Genomic DNA, 16,077 nt, shown 5'->3' on the forward strand with positions numbered 1-16,077 from the left:
GCCCTCAGATATGCCGCTAGTCAGTGTTAACATCAGGAAACGGGGGAGTCAGTCCACAGTCCAGGGCGAGATTGTTGAGGTCTCGGCAAAGAGCGGGGTTGAGGCTTACACCGTCTTTGCGAAGGGCCTCAGCTGCAGCCGTTTTTCCGTCTCCGGGCAGGCGTACCGGGTCATGACCGGGCAGGGGGGCGGATGCGCGCATTTCAGAGAAGACGCGGGCTGCGTTAGAAGCAAAGTCATTGCCCATCCCAAAGGCTGCCGGATTGAGCGCCATAACGAACTGGCCGGTGTTTGTGGATGAAGTAGTGTCCGAGGTGAAATTGACCACGTCAGAGCCGAATGCTGCGCCATTCAGCACCCCGGCCATCAGCCCGATAGCCACGGAAAGGCCGAAACCCTTCGGACCTCCGATCGGCAAAAGAAACCCTTCTGATTTGCGGGCAGGGTCCGTTAACGGATTGCCATCACGCCCAACCATCCAACCTTCGGGCATAGGTTCGCCTTGCTGCAACAGGGTTTTGATCTTACCCATCGCGGCAACGGTCGTCGCCATATCAAACACAAACGGGTCCGGGCCATCGGCAGGGGCAGAGAATGCGATGGGATTGGTGCCAAGAAGCAAGTCGCTTCCGCCATAGGGCGGTACGTGGTTTGCACTGCCCACCGCCGCGGCCATACCAAGCAACCCAGCCTCGGCTTGCGGGCGCACATAAAGTGCCAGCGGTCCTGCATGATTGCCGCGCCGAACACCAACCCATCCGATGCCGACCTCTTTCGCCTTTTCTATTGCAAGATCTCGCGCCACCGTCATAGCCAAATGCCCAATGCCGTCATCGCCGTCAATCAACGCGGTTGCGACTGTCTGATGTATGACGGCAACGTTTGGCGTGGCGTTGCACCCGCCTCCGGCCAATCGGGCAAGGTACTGGCGCAGGCGAAAGACCCCGTGGGTGGAATATCCGAATATGTCGGCCTCAACCATCGTCGAGGCCACCTGATCCGCATCCGCTTTTGGCACACCTCGAGTTTCGAGCGCGCTCGCCACAAACTCACGTAAGGTCTGGCAGTTAATTTTCAAAGGCTCAGAAGTCATCTCTGCCAACCTGCTCTTTATGCCAGAACACTAGTTTGCGCTGGGTCCAAACCACTGTTGCAAAAACGGCCAGGCCGACGAGGCTGAGATACAGGATCAACGAGAAAACGCGCGGAGTATTGAGCTGCGAGGCTGCCACACGGATCAGCTCACCAAATCCCTTCCCGCCGCCCAGGAACTCTCCTGTAATCGCGCCCGCCATAACCCCGACTGCTCCGATCTTAAGGCCGGTGAATATCTGCGGCAGACCGGTTGGCAGCTTCATCTTGATCAAAGTCTGCATCCGGCTGGCGCCCATCGTCTTGAACAACATGCGCGCGTTTTCGTCGGCGGCGTGAAGTCCGGCCGCGGTACCAACGACAATCGGAAATGTTGCGATAAAGGCGGCAAGTGCCACCTTGGATTCAATGCCAAAGCCCAACCAAGCTACGAAGAGAGGAGCGAACGCGACTTTTGGCATCGTATCGATTGACACCAAGTAAGGCATTACTGCCTTCTCCCCAAAAGCCGTTTCGCCAACCAGAACGCCCAGCGAAAACCCGATCGCGATTGCCAGCGCAAAGCCATAGATGACTTCCTTTATGGTGATCCACAGCGCCCCAAGCATATACCCGCCGGTCATAAGGTTTTGCCCTACGAAGATCATATCTTTGAGGGTTTCCATTGGCGTCGGCAGAATGATCGGAGAGACCAGCTTGAGGCTAGTCACAATTTGCCAGGTACCAACGAAGACCACGAAAACAAAGGTCATCGCCAGCCAGCGAGGGACCGAGTCGATAAAGTGAACTTTCTGCTCCCATACAGTGTCTTCTGAGGAGTCAGCTTCTTTTACGGAAGGTGAGTAGTTCTGAACTTCGCTCACATTTCTTCTCCCTTATCCAGGAGGCTGCGAATGTAGTCTACGATAGCGCCGAATTTGGGTGTCGTCATCATATCGAGTGTTCGTGGGCGTGGCAGGTCGACCTCAACGATTTCAGCAATCCTGCCTGGGCGCGGCTTCAAGACGACGATTTCGTCAGACAAGATAACAGCTTCCTGAATGGAGTGCGTCACAAGAAAAGCAGTCGCATCCTGTTCCCGGCAAATCCGCTGCAACTCCATATTCATCATGTCGCGCGACAATTCATCGAGGGCGCTGAAGGGTTCGTCCATCAAAAGTACGGCTGGTTCAGTGATCAGCATACGGCATATCGAAGCGCGCTGCGCCATGCCGCCCGACAACTCGTTCGGATATACGTTTTCGAATCCTTGCAAACCAACGATGTCTAAAAGCTCGTGGGCCTTGGCCATAGCTTGCTTGGCCGCCGCTTTTCCATCGCGGATCTCAATTGGCAAGACGATGTTTTCCACCGCTGTTTTCCAGGGGAAAAGCGTCGCTTGCTGAAACATCATACCGATGTCCCGGCGGGTCCCAGTGACTGGTTGCCCCTGAAGGATTACACGCCCTTTGGTGGGCGGGATCAGACCCGCCATGATCTTTAGTAGCGTTGACTTGCCGCACCCGCTGGACCCGATGACAGATGTGAAGCTTCCTTTCCGAAGCGTCAGATTGATGTCCTCGAGAGCGACAACAAGATTGCGTGCATAAGTCTTGCTTACATGGGTCAACTCATAGACCGGCGTGCCCAAAGGCGCGCCGGAAAACTCATGTGTGACTACAGCGTTCATTTGCTGACAGCCGCGTTGCCGATGGCAGCAAACTCGTTGGTCCAAGCAGCGCTCAGGTCATCCAGCGGCCCTGGGATTTCGCCCCCTGCAACAAGTGCGTCTTGCCATTCCTGCCAAACTTCGGCGGGGTACCATCCCAGGCCATTGCTCGGATCCGCCGCGATAGTTTTCGAGCGTACGGCATCGAACAGTGCTGACTGGAACTCCTTGTCCTCGCCTTCCTGCGGGTTGCCATCCGCCAAATGCTTCAAAACAGCTTCACGGTTGGCATCATCCAGTGCAAATGCATGACCACGTGCGAACGCGCGGCTCCAAGCTTCGACCAATTCACGGTCGTTGGCGATTGTGTCAGCCATTGTGGCGATGCCGTTACCGAAGAAACGCCCGAACTCCGCAGGCGTGATGTCACGCACCGCCATTCCGCGCTGGTTCAGAATTGCCGTGTCAGCCGTCGAAGCAGAGTAAGCGTCGATTTCGCCGTTTAGGAAAGCCGCGGTCGCCGGGCCACCGTCGCCGACGGTAAGGAAGGTAAAGTCTTCACCCTCTTTCATGCCTGCTCCGGTCATCACGTTACGCGCAAAGCCGACTTCTGCGCCATCGGCCGTACCTGTTCCGATAACTTTACCTCGAAGATCTTCAACACTTTGGATGTCAGAGTCTTCTGGCACGGCTATGCCAAAGTTGCTGCGTGCCGCAACGTTGTAGATGTGTACGGCATCTACATCCCGCGACCGTGCGGCAATTAAGGGGCCAGGACCGGGGCGACCGAAGTGAGCCTGTCCGGCGGACAATGCTTGAAGCACGGCTCCTGAGCCGTTGATCGCCTCGACGGTCACATCCAACCCTTCGTCAGCGAAATAACCTTCGCCGATGGCGACAAAAACCGGAAATGAATTGATTGCCGAAGGGCTTGGCTGCACGAAGGTAATTTTACGCAAGTCCTGCGCAAAGCCCTGTGTTCCTAGTGCTCCTGCTACCGGAACCGCCGAAAGCAAGGACGCTGTGAAAGTCCTTCTGTTCATCATTTTAGTCTTCCTCCCTTGCATGGTTGGCAACCCGCAGATTCAGCTATGCAGGAGCCACTTAAACGACGCGCACGGTATTCCTGAGCGTGCCGATTTCTGAAATTTCACAAACCACAGTGTCCCCGTCTTTCAGGAACTGCGGTGGGTCCATGGCGTATCCGACACCAGACGGTGTGCCGGTCGCGATTACGTCGCCAGGTTCCAGGGTCATACCTTCTGAAAGGGATGCGATCAGCGTTGGAATGTCGAAAATCATGTCCGACGTCGATCCGTTTTGGCGCTGTTCGCCGTTGACTGTTAATCCGATTGATAGAGCGTGCGGATCACTGATTGTATCAGCGGTCACTATGAAGGGGCCCAATGGGCAAGACCCATCTAAACCTTTGCCTTTGAAATACTGCCCACCATGTCGGCGTTGAATGTCGCGTGCGGTGATGTCATTGAGGATCGTATAGCCGTATACATGGTCGTATGCGTCAGCCTTGGCTATGTTTCGCCCCGGTTTTCCAATCACAACTGCCAGTTCAACTTCATAGTCAATGGCATGTGAGACCGAGGGGAATATCAGAATGTCTGCCTCTGGCGCCACAATCGAGGTCGGCGGTTTTGTAAAGAACACCGGATGCTCTGTTACACCAATTTTTTGGTTTTGTGCCCGTTCGCCCTCGGCGATGTGTTCAGCATAATTGCGCCCCACACAGAACACGTTCTTACGCGGAGCAGGAATTGGCGCCAAAAACGGCGCGTCATCCGGGACCAGTGCGTCCTTTAGATTACCTGCTTCAGCCGATGAGCTGAGGGTTTTCAAAATTCCAAGCGTAGCTTGACCACCTGCGATCAACTGCTGCATTGAACCGGCGTCCAGCGACTCGCCATGCATGTGGGCTGCGCGCAGAATGTCCAACTTGCTGCCATCGCTAAGTATTGCCACACAAACGGCGTGGCCCTCTACGGAAACAGTTGCTAACCGCACTCGGCACTCCTCCCTCGTGCTGATGTCAAACTGTGGGCACGGATCTCGTCCGGCGACTCGATTTTTGCTTTCCTCTTACCCTTGAGTTTTTTCCGACTTGGCGTTTCAATCAATCAACCAATCACCAAATTGGGTGGAGGCATGAACGCACCAGACGAACTCGCGCAGCGCGTACGCGACCTGATTAACAATGCCGGATACAGGCATAATGACAGGCTTCCGCCTGAACGTGACCTGTGTTCAAAACTTGGGACAACCCGCAATCAGTTGCGCAGAGCCTTGGCAGAACTTGAGGCACAGGGACTGATTTGGCGTCATGTGGGGCGGGGAACGTTTGTCGGTTCCAGGCCGGTTCTCAACCTCACCGACGTAACTTATTTGGGCAATCAGATTAAACCTGAACAGGTTGTGTCGGTGCGGTTTACGATCGAACCGCAACTTAGCCGTCTGGCGGCGCTCCATTCCACTCGTTCGGACCGTGAGCAAATGAGGCTTTGCGCAGACAAATGTCGCACGGCACAGGATTGGCGCACTTACGAAGCCTGGGACAACAATTTGCACTACGCGATAGCCCGCTCTACTCGAAACCAGCTCTTTCTATACTTCTTTGAGACTTTGAATTCGGTCAGAAGATCTATTGTTTGGGGGCAGCCACGCGAAACTTTAAAGCCCGCAGAAAACTATTCCAGCTTTAGCGAACATGATGTGATCGTGTCTGCCATAGCAAAGGGCGACTGTGAGCTTGCGGCCAGTGCCATGGTGGATCACCTGAAATCGGTTTATTCGCGGGTGCTGCCTACGAGCATCCAGTCCGACAGCTGAAGTAGCGCTGGCGCTCAACCAATTCGGGAAATGGTCGGGGCAGATTGTAGCCGTTGGTCTTGCAAAACAGCCTGAATTTTGGCGATGACTTGGTAAGCCGCCGCGTCCGTTTGAATGTGGCGTGGCATCGATCGGAAGGTATCTGACCGTTTGAAAATCCGATCTTTGGCTGTCAAACGCTCAGGAGGAAAGCGATGTCCGACCATGTCATTCCCGCGCCGCAGGTGCACGTAATACCCGTAGCGGGGGGCGGCATGTTCCCGGTTCGTCGTGTTTACTGCATCGGGCGAAACTATGCGGCGCATGCGATTGAAATGGGCCACGACCCGAACCGGGAACCTCCGTTCTTCTTTCAAAAGAACCCAAATAATTTAGATCCGTCGGGGGAATTCCCATACCCTCCGCATAGTTCCGATGTGCACCACGAAGCTGAAATGTATGTCGCGCTCAAGTCTGGCGGTACTAATATTTCGGTAGACGAAGCACTGGAACATGTCTTTGGCTACGGTCTTTCGCTTGATATGACCCGTCGCGACCTACAAGGGCAGATGAAAAAAATGGGCCGCCCTTGGGAAATTGGAAAGGCGTTTGAACGCTCAGCTCCGTGTGGACCAATTCACAAGGTGTCAGAAGTCGGGCATCTGGACAGGGGTCCGATTACGTTGACGGTGAACGGTGAAATTCGGCAGGAAGGGGACTTGAACCAGATGATCTGGAAAGTCCCGGAGATGATCTCTTACCTGAGCGATTACTTCGAGCTTGCCGCCGGTGACGTCATCCTTTCAGGAACGCCCTCTGGTGTTGGCCCCGTCGACCAAGGGGATGTTATGGTCTTGGCCGTTGACAAGCTGGGTAGCCTGAACGTTCGCGTAACTTAATAGGTGCTGTGACGGCCTCACTCTGCGAAAGTAACCGATGTTTGTATAGCCGGAAAACGAATGTCCTATTTAGTCGCTGAATTGATCGCACACCACGCAGACTCCGCAGATGCCATTGGCGCTCCTGGCCGACCTTGGTTGAACTACCTTGGATTGCGCGAGCTTTGCGCGAAGATCAAAATGGACTTGCATCAAATCGGAATAGGTCGCGGCGACCGAGTGGCGATTGTGTTGCCCAACGGCCCAGAGATGGCGACGGCTTTCATTTCCGTCGCCCAGGTGGCGACGACAGCACCTTTGAACCCGGCTTACACTTTCGAAGAATACGTCTTTTACCTCAAAGACCTGAATGCCAAGGCGCTGCTTGTAGCCGAGAACGAAAAAGGTCCTGCCGTAATGGCGGCGAGGGACCTTGGCATCGCCATCTTGAGGGCGTCTTACGATAATTCACACCCAGCTGGGCAATTTTCCATTTTGTCTGGCGACCCAATTGGCAAGGCTGACACATCCACTCCGGTTGAAGATGATGTCGCCCTAATACTCCACACGTCGGGAACAACTTCGCGTCCCAAGATCGTTCCCCTGACGCAGGCTAATATATGCGCATCCGCGCGAAATGTGGCTTCGTCTTTGAATCTGACGATCGATGATCGTTGTCTAAGCATCATGCCGCTGTTTCATATCCATGGGCTGATCGCGGCCGTAGCTGCGTCTTTAAGCACTGGTTCGCAAATCAGTTGTACCTCTGGGTTCAACGCTCTTAGTTTTTTTTCGCAGGTCGCTGAGGTTGATCCGACTTGGTACACGGCGGTTCCGACAATGCACCAAGCTATTCTCGCACGAGCGGCGCGAAACCAATCAATTATCGAGCAGTCACGATTGCGCTTCCTTCGGTCTTCTTCCGCCTCGTTGCCTGCGCCAGTCATGGAAGAGCTGGTGGCCACATTTGAAGCTCCCGTCATCGAAGCCTACGGCATGACTGAGGCCACTCATCAAATGTGCTGCAATCCGCTTCCTCCACAAAAGCAAAAGCCCGGATCTGTCGGAGTAGCAGCGGGCCCAGAGGTAAGAATTGCAGACGAAGCAGAAAATGTATTAGTCGCTTCCCGAGACATCGGAGAAATCGTCATCAGCGGTGCAAATGTGACCCCGGGATACGAAAGCAATCCGCAGGCAAACGCAGATAGTTTCTTTGAGGCGGATGGAAAGCTCTGGTTTCGCACCGGTGATCAAGGGTCATTCGACGAAGAAAATTATCTGCGACTGACCGGACGCCTCAAAGAGCTAATCAATCGCGGTGGAGAAAAAATCAGCCCCCTTGAAGTCGATGCCGTGCTTCTGAGCCACCCGAAAGTAGCTCAGGCAGTCTGTTTTGCCGTTCCGCACGAAAAATTGGGAGAAGACATAGCGGCGGCGGTGGTGCTCTCAGAAGGCGCGGTGATTGCAGGTCAGGAAGTCCGAGATTACGTTGGCGCGCGGCTCGCAAAATTCAAGATTCCGGCTTCAGTGGTCATTCTCGAAGAGATTCCAAAAGGCGCGACTGGTAAGATACAAAGGATCGGGCTTGCCGTAAAATTGGGACTGGCAAAGGCTTAGACACATGAAAGTTTGTATCTTTGGCGCCGGAGCCATCGGAGGTTACGTCGCCGCGAAACTCGCTCAGACTGACGTTGACGTCAGTGTCGTTGCGCGTGGCCCCCATCTGGCGGCAATTCAAGAAAAAGGGCTGACTCTGCTTGAGGATGGGCGGGATCCGATCAACGTGCCAATTCGCGCCTCAGACAATGCCGCTGATCTCGGCCCGCAAGATTATGTGTTCATCACACTAAAAGCGCATTCAGTACCTGCGGTCGTGGACACAATGCAGCCACTGATTGAGAACGAGACAACACTGGTGAGTGGAGTGAACGGGGTACCTTGGTGGTACTTCCACAAGCTGGATGGTCCCTTTGAGGGGACGAAGTTGGCGTCTGTGGATCCGAGTAACGTCCAATGGAACGGTTTCGGGCCGGATCGGGTGCTTGGATGTGTCGTCTACCCAGCCGCAGAAGTCGTTACTCCGGGAACTATCAAACATGTCGAAGGCAATCGTTTTTCGTTGGGCGAGCCAGATGGTTCTAAATCAGACCGCGCTGCCAAGTTGTCGGCGGCTCTATCCGGCGCTGGGTTGCGTGCGCCCGTAAGGCCAAGAATTCGTGACGAAATTTGGCTGAAACTATGGGGTAATCTGTCGTTCAACCCGATTTCCGCCCTTACCTACGCAACACTTGATGTCTTGTGCACTGATCCGGATACACGTGCTGTGGCACGCGGAATGATGCTTGAGGCTCAGGAAATCGCTGAAAAACTTGGGGTTAGGTTTCCGATTGATGTTGAAAAGCGCATTGATGGCGGAGCGGCTGTCGGATCACACAAGACCTCTATGTGGCAGGACTTGGAGTTACATCGACCTATGGAAATTGATGCCTTGGTCACGTCTGTGCAAGAACTGGGGCAACTCACCGGGATCGCGACACCCACAATCGACACCGTAGCATCACTGATAAAACTAAGGGCAAAGGTCTCGGGCCTTTATTGATTTCCTTTGGGAGCTTGCCAGGGTCTTGTCAGAAGGGTCTTGTCAGAAGAACTTGTCTTGAGGCGGGCAGGAGGCTTTCGTAGCTTTTGCCCATGACCAGACCTGCCTCTTTTAAGTACTTCAAAACCAGTCCCGAGGTCATCCGCCTTGCGGTGATGCTGTACATCCGTTTCCCTCTCTCGCTTCGGAATGTCGAAGATCTGCTGCACGAGCGAGGCATCGACGTGAGCCACGAAACTGTCCGATATTGGTGGAACAGGTTTGGCCCGATGTTTGCTGCTGAGATCAGACGGAAGCGTGTTCAGCAGCTGCGCGCATTCTCGAAATGGAAGTGGCACTTGGACGAGGTTTTCGTGAGGGTAAATGGCAAGCGGCATTATCTCTGGCGGGCCGTCGATCGTGAGGGCGAGGTACTGGAAGCCGTTGTCACCAAACGCCGAAACAAAGCTGCAGCACTGAAATTCCTAAAGAAATTGATGAAGCGACATGGTAAAGTAGAAAACGTCGTCACGGATCGCTTCGCGTCGTATCGGGCTGCTCTCAGAGAGCTTGGTGCTCTCGAAAAACAGCAGACGGGCAGGTGGCTCAATAACCGGGTTGAGAACTCGCACCTGCCGTTCCGACGACGCGAACGCGCGATGCAGCGTTTCAGGCGCATGCGAAGTTTGCAGAAATTCGCGGCCGTCCATTCCTCCGTCTACAACCACTTCAACCAGGAAAGATCGTTAGCCAGCCGGGACACCTTCAAGCTGACACGCTCCGCCGCTCTTAGCGAGTGGCGTCAACTTTGTTCCGGATAAGTTCGCGGATTTGGCGGCACACTGAGACTGGTTCGAATTCGTCTGACAGCACCAAGCCCGAACCCTCGGGCGTCGAGAATGCTACCCACATCTGCAGGTCCTCCTATTTTTTGGGAAAGGGCGCGCTGTCTATCAGAAAAAAATACAGGGTCGTCAAATCGAGGGGCTTGCGCGCTCGGTTGCTTGGCCTGGATGCGCAAACCGAGATCTCAAAATCCGGCGGCGGATACGTGATGGTTGGCGGCTTCGTCCCGCGTAGCAGCCGTCGACACCGAGGGCAGCGAACGTCTGCTTTGAGCCCATAGTTCCGGATTCCGTGCTGGCGACAAACGTCCGCTTCAGCGTTCTTAAACCAAAAAGAATCGTGTTTTGTGCTATAGAGTTGACGGTTTAGAATGCTCAGTAGAATGATCCGCTAGTAATGTTTCTCGGATGCCGACTATTATTGAAGGATGGGTATTTGCAGGAGTTGACCCCTCTTAGATCAGAGGAGCTGGCATCTCAACGGACAGCCGCTATTGGGCGTTCGATAGCTCTGTTTTTCATAGCAGTTCTTGTGACCTTTTTGTCGCCTTGGCCTGCACCCATCTTCACGGTTGCATTGTTGTTGATCTTTGCGCTTCTGGGTTGGGCCCCTTGGTTGGTTGCAAGTTCGTCGTGGGGAAAACCATGGCATCAATACGCGTTTGTTTTTGCAGATTTCTCATTACTTACGTTCACGTTGTTGTTCCCAAACCCTCTGGTTCCGTTTGATTATCCACCGCAGTTTGCATTTCGCTTTGGCCCCTTCATTTACTTTTTCGTTTTACTCTCGGGACTGGCCTACGTTTATCAGCCGCGATTGGTTTTGTGGGGTGGTGTTTGCGGATCGCTCACTTGGGCAATCGGCGTCGGATTTCTTTTCAACCTTCCCGACACCGTTTCGCCGGAGATCAACAACGCTAATTTGGAAGACGCTTTATCTATGGCAGCCCAGCCGACATTCATAGACATTGATGTTCGAATACAGGAAATTGTGGTTTTCCTCATAGCATCGGGTCTGCTTGCTTTGGCAGTCAAAAGATCGAGAAATATCGCGGTCAGGCAGGCGAGTCTTGCGAGGGAGAAAGAGAATCTCGGGCGATACTTCCCGAAGAAGACAGCGCAGTTTCTCGCGGAACGCTCAGATCCATTTTGGCGCCCGAAGGAGCACAGCGCGGCAGTTCTTTTTGCAGATTTGGTTGCATTTACAACCTGGTCGGAAGAACGCGAACCTGTAGAAACGATTGGCATATTGCGCGAAGTGCACGGAATACTCGCAAACATCGTGTTCCGCCACAACGGAACATTGGACAAGTTCATTGGAGACGGTCTAATGGCTACGTTCGGGACACCCGAGCCAACGGACAGTGATGCGTCAAACGCATTGCAGGCAATGATTGAGATGGTTAACGAATTTGAGCGTTGGAAAAAGACCAAGAGCAAGCTTGAGGGGGGCGATCTCAAGCTCGCAATCGGCGCGCACTATGGTCCGGTCGTAATCGGAAACATTGGAACAAGGCAACGCCTTGAGTTTGCTGTTCTGGGCGACACAGTGAATGTCGCTAGTCGGCTGGAAAGCGCGACGCGAAACATCGGCTGCTGTGGTTTGGCAAGTAGTGAGCTCGTTGAAGTCGCACGAAAAGAAACCAAAGGAGAAGAATCCGGTTTCATTGACAATTTGATTGAACAAGGTCGGATCAAACTGCGCGGACGGAAAGAGGAAATCGATGTCTTTGGCCTATAGGCCGTTGTCCGTTCGTCCGTCTGAATTCAAACCACGTACCGCTCATTCCGCACTTGCTGTACGGCGGATGGCAACAAATTGGTCAGCGGATTCAGCATTTGAAGAGCAGACATTGGGTGGATTTCACTGAGTGTCCGCTCTGCACAGGAGGCGGACTGTGCAAAGTCTGGGTACAGATCGTAACGAACTCTATTCTCTCAGTATTCCGGCCTTACCGTCTTCAACCCAACCGTTTCTTGAATCTTAGAGTCGCCACCAGCAACCCGAATGCTGCGAATCCGATCATCCAGAGAATTCCCCAACGTAACTCGTATAGCGACGCGTCGCGCAGGACCACGCCGCGGATCATGTCCATGAAATGGGTTGCCGGCAGGACCTGAGCAATCATCTGGACGGGTTGTGGCATACCGTCGAAGGGGAACATGAAGCCCGACATCAAGATCGAGGGCAACAGGACAAAGATAGTCATCTGCATCGACTGCAATTGGTTCTGCGCAAGCGTGGAAATCACCAGCCCAAGCGACAGGCTTGCGATGATGAACAACAAGGTCACCACAAGCAAAGTGCCCAACCCGCCGTTTATCGGTACATCGAAAAGAACATGCCCTAGGCCGAGGATTATTACGACCTGTATCAAGCCCAGAAAGATGTAGGGGATGATCTTGCCGATCATCAGTTCGATCGACTGAATTGGCGTGTTGATCAGCATCTCCATATTGCCCCGCTCGCGTTCGCGAACAATGGCGGCTGAAGTGAACAGGATCATCGTCATGGTCAGGATCACACCGACAAGACCCGGCACGATATTGACCGCGGACCGCTGCTCCGGGTTGAAGTAAAGCGTCACCTCGAAGGTAGGCACCTGCCGGTTTGGTGGTTGTTTCAGTAGTTCTGTCAAAGGCATCATGCGCAAGGATTTGATTGCGCTGGAGACCATCGTGTCTGAGCCATCGACGATCCAGTGGGCAACCGGTCGGCTGCTGGTCTGGTTGGTTGCGTTTGGTAGGCCCAGCCCAACAGACGAGCTGCGAGCAAGGCGTTGGCTGACATCCGGAGGTATGATCAGTGCGGCACGCACTCGGGACTCAGTGATTGCGCGCTCCGCCTCTTGAGGGGTGGTCAGCTCTTCAGTGATTGTCACGACCTGTGTGGCCTGAACGATCTGCGCCAGCGTGCGCGACAGCTCGGTTCTGGATTCATCTACCAGAGCGACAGGGACGTGGCGTAAGTTGGTGTTGATGGCATAACCAAATAACAGCAGCTGGATCAGAGGTATCATGATCACCATAGCAAATGTCATCCGGTCCCGCCGAAGTTGCAGCAGCTCTTTTTTCAGCACAGCAACGGTGCGGCGTGGCGAGATCATTGTTCTGGCCCCCGTGTGGCGCTGACAAAGACGTCCTCGAGGTTCGGTCGTTGCGGTGTCAGGGACAGGTCGGGATATGCACTTAGCTTTGTGCGCAGCATATCCGCTGGCTGTGGCTCGGATTTGTCAACAAGCACACGCAGCCGTGACCCGACTTGCGCGGTTGATAGGATTTTAGGCTGGCCGTCCAATAGGTGTTTCACCTTTCTCAGGTCAGGTCCTTCAACCTCGACAACATTGGCTTGCAAATCATCCATCAACTGACGCGGAGATCCATCTGACTTTTTCACCCCGTGTTGCAGGATGGCCAGCCGGTGACAGCGCTCGGCCTCGTCCATGAAATGGGTCGACACGATCATTGTCGCGCCCTGATCCACAAGATCAAACAGCTGTTCCCAGAACGTGCGACGGGTTTCAGGGTCAACGGCCGAGGTCGGTTCATCTAGAAATAACAGTTTTGGTCGGTGTATGACGGTGGCTGCAAGAGCCAGCTTCTGTCGTTGCCCGCCGCTCATGCTGCCGCTGAGCTGATCAGTGTTTGTTGTCAGGTCATAGGTGTGCAGTAGCTCTTCAATCCGGTCCTTGGCCGACTTCACTGGAATGCCATATATTTCCGCCGCGAACCGAAGGTTCTCCAGTACTGTCAAGTCGCGGTAATACGAAAAGATCTGCGTCATATACCCGATCTCGTTCTTCAGCGGCTCAGCCGCTTCGGGCATCGATTGACCCAAAACCGAGATCGCCCCGCTACTGGGTGTCAGCAGCCCAGTCAGCATGCGCATGGTCGTGGTCTTGCCGCAGCCATTGGGACCAAGAAACCCGTAAATCTGGCCTGTTCGGATTTCGAGATCCAGATTGTTAACGGCAGTATTTTCTCCGAACTGCCGGGTCAGACCTTTCGTCGAGACGACGATATCCTTCATGGCATGGGGACCTGCACGGGCACTCCGGCGGGCAAGTCTGGGGATGCGGTGGGTAGGTCTATCTCGGCCAAATAGACAAGCCGTGTTCGGTCATCCTGGTTCAAACCGTAATAGGGGGTGAAGGACGCGTTGTCGCTGATCCAGCGGATCACGCCGTCCAACGGATCGGCCAGCCCGTCTACGCGCACTTCCAGCGTTTCGCCGGGTCTCAGATTGACGCGATGTGGCTCAGGAACGTAGACACGCGCATAGGGAGCTTGGCCCGTTACGATCACGGCCACCGGGCTGCCGGAGGTTACTCGTTCACCCAAATTCCACGGCAGGGAATCCAGCACGCCATCTCGGGTGGCGATAACCGTCAAGTTGTCCAGAACAGTTTGCTGCGCGGAAACCGACGCTTCGGCGGCCCGTACGTTGGCTTCGGCAACTGCCAGGTCTTCGGGCCTGGTGCCGTTCTGCAGCTCTTTCAGCGATTCCTGAGCGCTGGCCAGTTCAGCCCGCGCGGAATCGCGTACGGCCAGATCATTTTCCACCTGAGCCTCAGTCACGACCGACTTCTTGACGAGTCTGGCGTTTCGGTCATAGATGGCCTCGGCATCGGCAAGACGTGCAACAGCGCCTGCGACTTTGGCTTTGGCAATTGCAATCTCTTCCTCGCGTGGCCCCACCTGCAACTTCAGAAACGTGGCCCGCGCCTTTTCCAGTTCAGCCTGCGCCAGTGCCAGCTTTGCGCTTTGCAGTGTGGGGTCGAGCTGAACCAGCGTGTCGCCAACCTTGACCACAGCGCCTTCGGCAATTGGTAGATCAACGACGATTTCGCTGGCGGTCGCGGTCAAGGCCACCCGGTCGCGCGCCAATACGCCCAAAGCGACGCTGGTATCGGAACCAGAGCACCGGTCGAGAAAAACGGGCAGTGCAGCCGCCAGAATAAAAGGTGTGGAGATAGTCAGATTCAACAGGGCTTCCCTCCGGTGATTGGTCTTCGAGCGCGTTGGATAACAGTCAAAGTATACAATCAGGAAATCTGATTTATGTATACGGTTCAGCAACTACAGATAGCAGGAGAGGTAAAAGGGGGCAGGCGCGTCAGCCACTCCTTCAGTATTTCTCCGATCAGATGGAGATTATCTCCCTGCAGGAAATAAGTATCTTTCCCGCTATCAACCACTTCGAAATTGCGAATGGTCCGGCGGTACCATGTCACCTTTTTGCCCCAATGGCTCCTCCGGAGCGACGCGTAAAATATCAGCATCGGGGTCCCGCGCTGCGAAGGCCACTATCTTCTCCGTTATTGTTGTATAGTTGGATAGATATTTACAGGGCATCAGGACTTTTTGCCACGCGATACCCGGTCGATATTTTCAAAATTGTTCGTTTCTACTTCCATCTCGTTCAGGAGGAAGTCTCAAATCAGATTTTCGAATGGAAGATGCACTGCACCAAACGATATGGGTTAGCGGCAGAAAAGTCCGCACGCTCCACGTTCGCCCGCGTATCGATTTTGCATCCGCAGCGAACGTCTCTGACAGGCCGCACCGTAGCGATGGTCTTCAAGGATGAACGGCAGCAATGGGCCGAGCAACGCCAAAACAAACCATTGATCCCAAAAAAGGCATATCGCCACGTGCCAAGGGGTCGTCAGATGCTCTTAAACATCTGCCCCCTCTTTGCTACCCTTGGCCATGCTTATCCCTAACCGATATGCGTTTCGCAAGATGACGTCGGCTGATCTTGCTATGATCTCGGAATGGCAATCGCACCCGCATGTTCGCGAATGGTGGGATTCCAATGAACCAAGCACGAACAAAGAACTGGAAGACGCACGAGTCCGACGATGGATCGTTTCGCTTGCAGAACGCCCGTTTGCATATATCCAGGATTACACTGTTCACGGTTGGGAGGATCACCCTTTCTATTCCCTTCCGCCGGGATCTCGGGGCATCGACCAGTTTATTGGTGAGCCAGATATGATCGGGCGCGGGCACGGCCCGGCCTTTATCTCTGAGCATCTTAAACGGGTGTTTTCCGCAGGAGTCCCGGTTGTCGCAACAGATCCGCACCCGGACAATGCGCGTGCGATCGCGGCCTATCATAAGGCGGGATTCTCTGTCTTTGGTGAAGCGCGGCAAACGCCCTGGGGGCCGATCCTGCCCATGAAGGTCGGCCTTTAGACAATCTTGCTGCGC

The 16,077-nt window shown here is 54.3% G+C and carries 15 protein-coding genes; 7 read left to right on the top strand and 8 right to left on the bottom strand.

Annotated elements, in window-relative coordinates:
* Positions 1 to 16: 16 nt before the first annotated feature.
* Genes GOV38_RS11825 through GOV38_RS11845 form a run of 5 tightly spaced genes read right to left on the bottom strand, consistent with a single transcriptional unit; the run spans position 17 to position 4,759 of the window.
* The gene (locus GOV38_RS11825) at positions 17 to 1,093 is read right to left on the bottom strand and encodes an Ldh family oxidoreductase (RefSeq protein WP_171209693.1); all 1,077 of its coding nucleotides are present in this window, start codon (positions 1,091 to 1,093) and stop codon (positions 17 to 19) included.
* Entirely contained in the window at positions 1,083 to 1,955 is an 873-nt protein-coding gene (locus GOV38_RS11830) for an ABC transporter permease (protein ID WP_170716461.1), read from the bottom strand. The genes GOV38_RS11825 and GOV38_RS11830 overlap by 11 nt, the downstream gene beginning before the upstream one ends.
* A complete protein-coding gene (locus GOV38_RS11835) occupies positions 1,952 to 2,761 on the bottom strand; it encodes an ABC transporter ATP-binding protein (protein WP_170336353.1) in 810 nt (269 codons plus the stop codon). Before GOV38_RS11835 ends, GOV38_RS11830 begins: the two co-directional genes overlap by 4 nt.
* Complete coding sequence (locus tag GOV38_RS11840) at positions 2,758 to 3,786, bottom strand: ABC transporter substrate-binding protein (protein WP_171209692.1); 1,029 nt, start codon at positions 3,784 to 3,786, stop codon at positions 2,758 to 2,760. Before GOV38_RS11840 ends, GOV38_RS11835 begins: the two co-directional genes overlap by 4 nt.
* Before the next feature lie 58 nt (positions 3,787 to 3,844).
* Positions 3,845 to 4,759: a fumarylacetoacetate hydrolase family protein gene (locus GOV38_RS11845; RefSeq protein ID WP_171209691.1), complete on the bottom strand. Its 915-nt coding sequence runs from the start codon at positions 4,757 to 4,759 to the stop codon at positions 3,845 to 3,847.
* A 141-nt stretch (positions 4,760 to 4,900) separates the two neighbouring features.
* Between GOV38_RS11845 and GOV38_RS11850 the strand changes: the two genes are divergently transcribed.
* From GOV38_RS11850 to GOV38_RS11875, 6 genes are all read left to right on the top strand, one after another.
* Positions 4,901 to 5,581, top strand: coding sequence for a FadR/GntR family transcriptional regulator (locus GOV38_RS11850; protein ID WP_171209690.1), 681 nt, complete (start codon positions 4,901 to 4,903; stop codon positions 5,579 to 5,581).
* Between the two features lie 194 nt (positions 5,582 to 5,775).
* Entirely contained in the window at positions 5,776 to 6,459 is a 684-nt protein-coding gene (locus tag GOV38_RS11855) for a fumarylacetoacetate hydrolase family protein (RefSeq protein WP_171209689.1), read from the top strand.
* A 60-nt stretch (positions 6,460 to 6,519) separates the two neighbouring features.
* Entirely contained in the window at positions 6,520 to 8,055 is a 1,536-nt protein-coding gene (locus tag GOV38_RS11860; protein WP_171209688.1) for an acyl--CoA ligase, read from the top strand.
* Between the two features lie 4 nt (positions 8,056 to 8,059).
* Positions 8,060 to 9,037, top strand: coding sequence for a 2-dehydropantoate 2-reductase (locus tag GOV38_RS11865; RefSeq protein WP_171209687.1), 978 nt, complete (start codon positions 8,060 to 8,062; stop codon positions 9,035 to 9,037).
* Between the two features lie 92 nt (positions 9,038 to 9,129).
* Positions 9,130 to 9,837, top strand: a complete 708-nt coding sequence (locus tag GOV38_RS11870) for an IS6 family transposase (protein ID WP_171209686.1) — start codon at positions 9,130 to 9,132, stop codon at positions 9,835 to 9,837.
* A gap of 460 nt (positions 9,838 to 10,297) precedes the next feature.
* A complete protein-coding gene (locus GOV38_RS11875) occupies positions 10,298 to 11,602 on the top strand; it encodes an adenylate/guanylate cyclase domain-containing protein (protein ID WP_171209685.1) in 1,305 nt (434 codons plus the stop codon).
* 220 nt (positions 11,603 to 11,822) lie between these two features.
* Here GOV38_RS11875 and GOV38_RS11880 read toward each other — a convergent pair whose 3' ends face one another.
* Genes GOV38_RS11880 through GOV38_RS11890 form a run of 3 tightly spaced genes read right to left on the bottom strand, consistent with a single transcriptional unit; the run spans position 11,823 to position 14,847 of the window.
* Positions 11,823 to 12,968: an ABC transporter permease gene (locus GOV38_RS11880; protein ID WP_171209684.1), complete on the bottom strand. Its 1,146-nt coding sequence runs from the start codon at positions 12,966 to 12,968 to the stop codon at positions 11,823 to 11,825.
* The gene (locus GOV38_RS11885) at positions 12,965 to 13,891 is read right to left on the bottom strand and encodes an ABC transporter ATP-binding protein (RefSeq protein ID WP_171209682.1); all 927 of its coding nucleotides are present in this window, start codon (positions 13,889 to 13,891) and stop codon (positions 12,965 to 12,967) included. The genes GOV38_RS11880 and GOV38_RS11885 overlap by 4 nt, the downstream gene beginning before the upstream one ends.
* Entirely contained in the window at positions 13,888 to 14,847 is a 960-nt protein-coding gene (locus tag GOV38_RS11890) for an HlyD family secretion protein (protein WP_254430614.1), read from the bottom strand. Before GOV38_RS11890 ends, GOV38_RS11885 begins: the two co-directional genes overlap by 4 nt.
* A gap of 759 nt (positions 14,848 to 15,606) precedes the next feature.
* Here GOV38_RS11890 and GOV38_RS11895 point away from each other — a divergent pair.
* Positions 15,607 to 16,062 carry a GNAT family N-acetyltransferase gene (locus GOV38_RS11895; RefSeq protein WP_254430613.1) on the top strand — a complete coding sequence of 152 codons (456 nt, stop codon included), beginning with the start codon at positions 15,607 to 15,609 and terminating at the stop codon, positions 16,060 to 16,062.
* Positions 16,063 to 16,077 lie beyond the last annotated feature (15 nt).

The sequence above is a fragment of the Ruegeria sp. HKCCA5839 genome, assembly GCF_013035585.1.
Classification (GTDB): domain Bacteria; phylum Pseudomonadota; class Alphaproteobacteria; order Rhodobacterales; family Rhodobacteraceae; genus Ruegeria.

Coding starts and splice junctions, on each gene's coding strand:
- GOV38_RS11825 (WP_171209693.1), bottom strand. CDS start 1,093: ATGACTTCTGAGCCTTTGAAAATTAACTGCCAGACCTTACGTGAGTTT.
- GOV38_RS11835 (WP_170336353.1), bottom strand. CDS start 2,761: ATGAACGCTGTAGTCACACATGAGTTTTCCGGCGCGCCTTTGGGCACG.
- GOV38_RS11840 (WP_171209692.1), bottom strand. CDS start 3,786: ATGATGAACAGAAGGACTTTCACAGCGTCCTTGCTTTCGGCGGTTCCG.
- GOV38_RS11850 (WP_171209690.1), top strand. CDS start 4,901: ATGAACGCACCAGACGAACTCGCGCAGCGCGTACGCGACCTGATTAAC.
- GOV38_RS11855 (WP_171209689.1), top strand. CDS start 5,776: ATGTCCGACCATGTCATTCCCGCGCCGCAGGTGCACGTAATACCCGTA.
- GOV38_RS11860 (WP_171209688.1), top strand. CDS start 6,520: ATGTCCTATTTAGTCGCTGAATTGATCGCACACCACGCAGACTCCGCA.
- GOV38_RS11865 (WP_171209687.1), top strand. CDS start 8,060: ATGAAAGTTTGTATCTTTGGCGCCGGAGCCATCGGAGGTTACGTCGCC.
- GOV38_RS11870 (WP_171209686.1), top strand. CDS start 9,130: ATGACCAGACCTGCCTCTTTTAAGTACTTCAAAACCAGTCCCGAGGTC.
- GOV38_RS11880 (WP_171209684.1), bottom strand. CDS start 12,968: ATGATCTCGCCACGCCGCACCGTTGCTGTGCTGAAAAAAGAGCTGCTG.
- GOV38_RS11885 (WP_171209682.1), bottom strand. CDS start 13,891: ATGAAGGATATCGTCGTCTCGACGAAAGGTCTGACCCGGCAGTTCGGA.
- GOV38_RS11895 (WP_254430613.1), top strand. CDS start 15,607: ATGACGTCGGCTGATCTTGCTATGATCTCGGAATGGCAATCGCACCCG.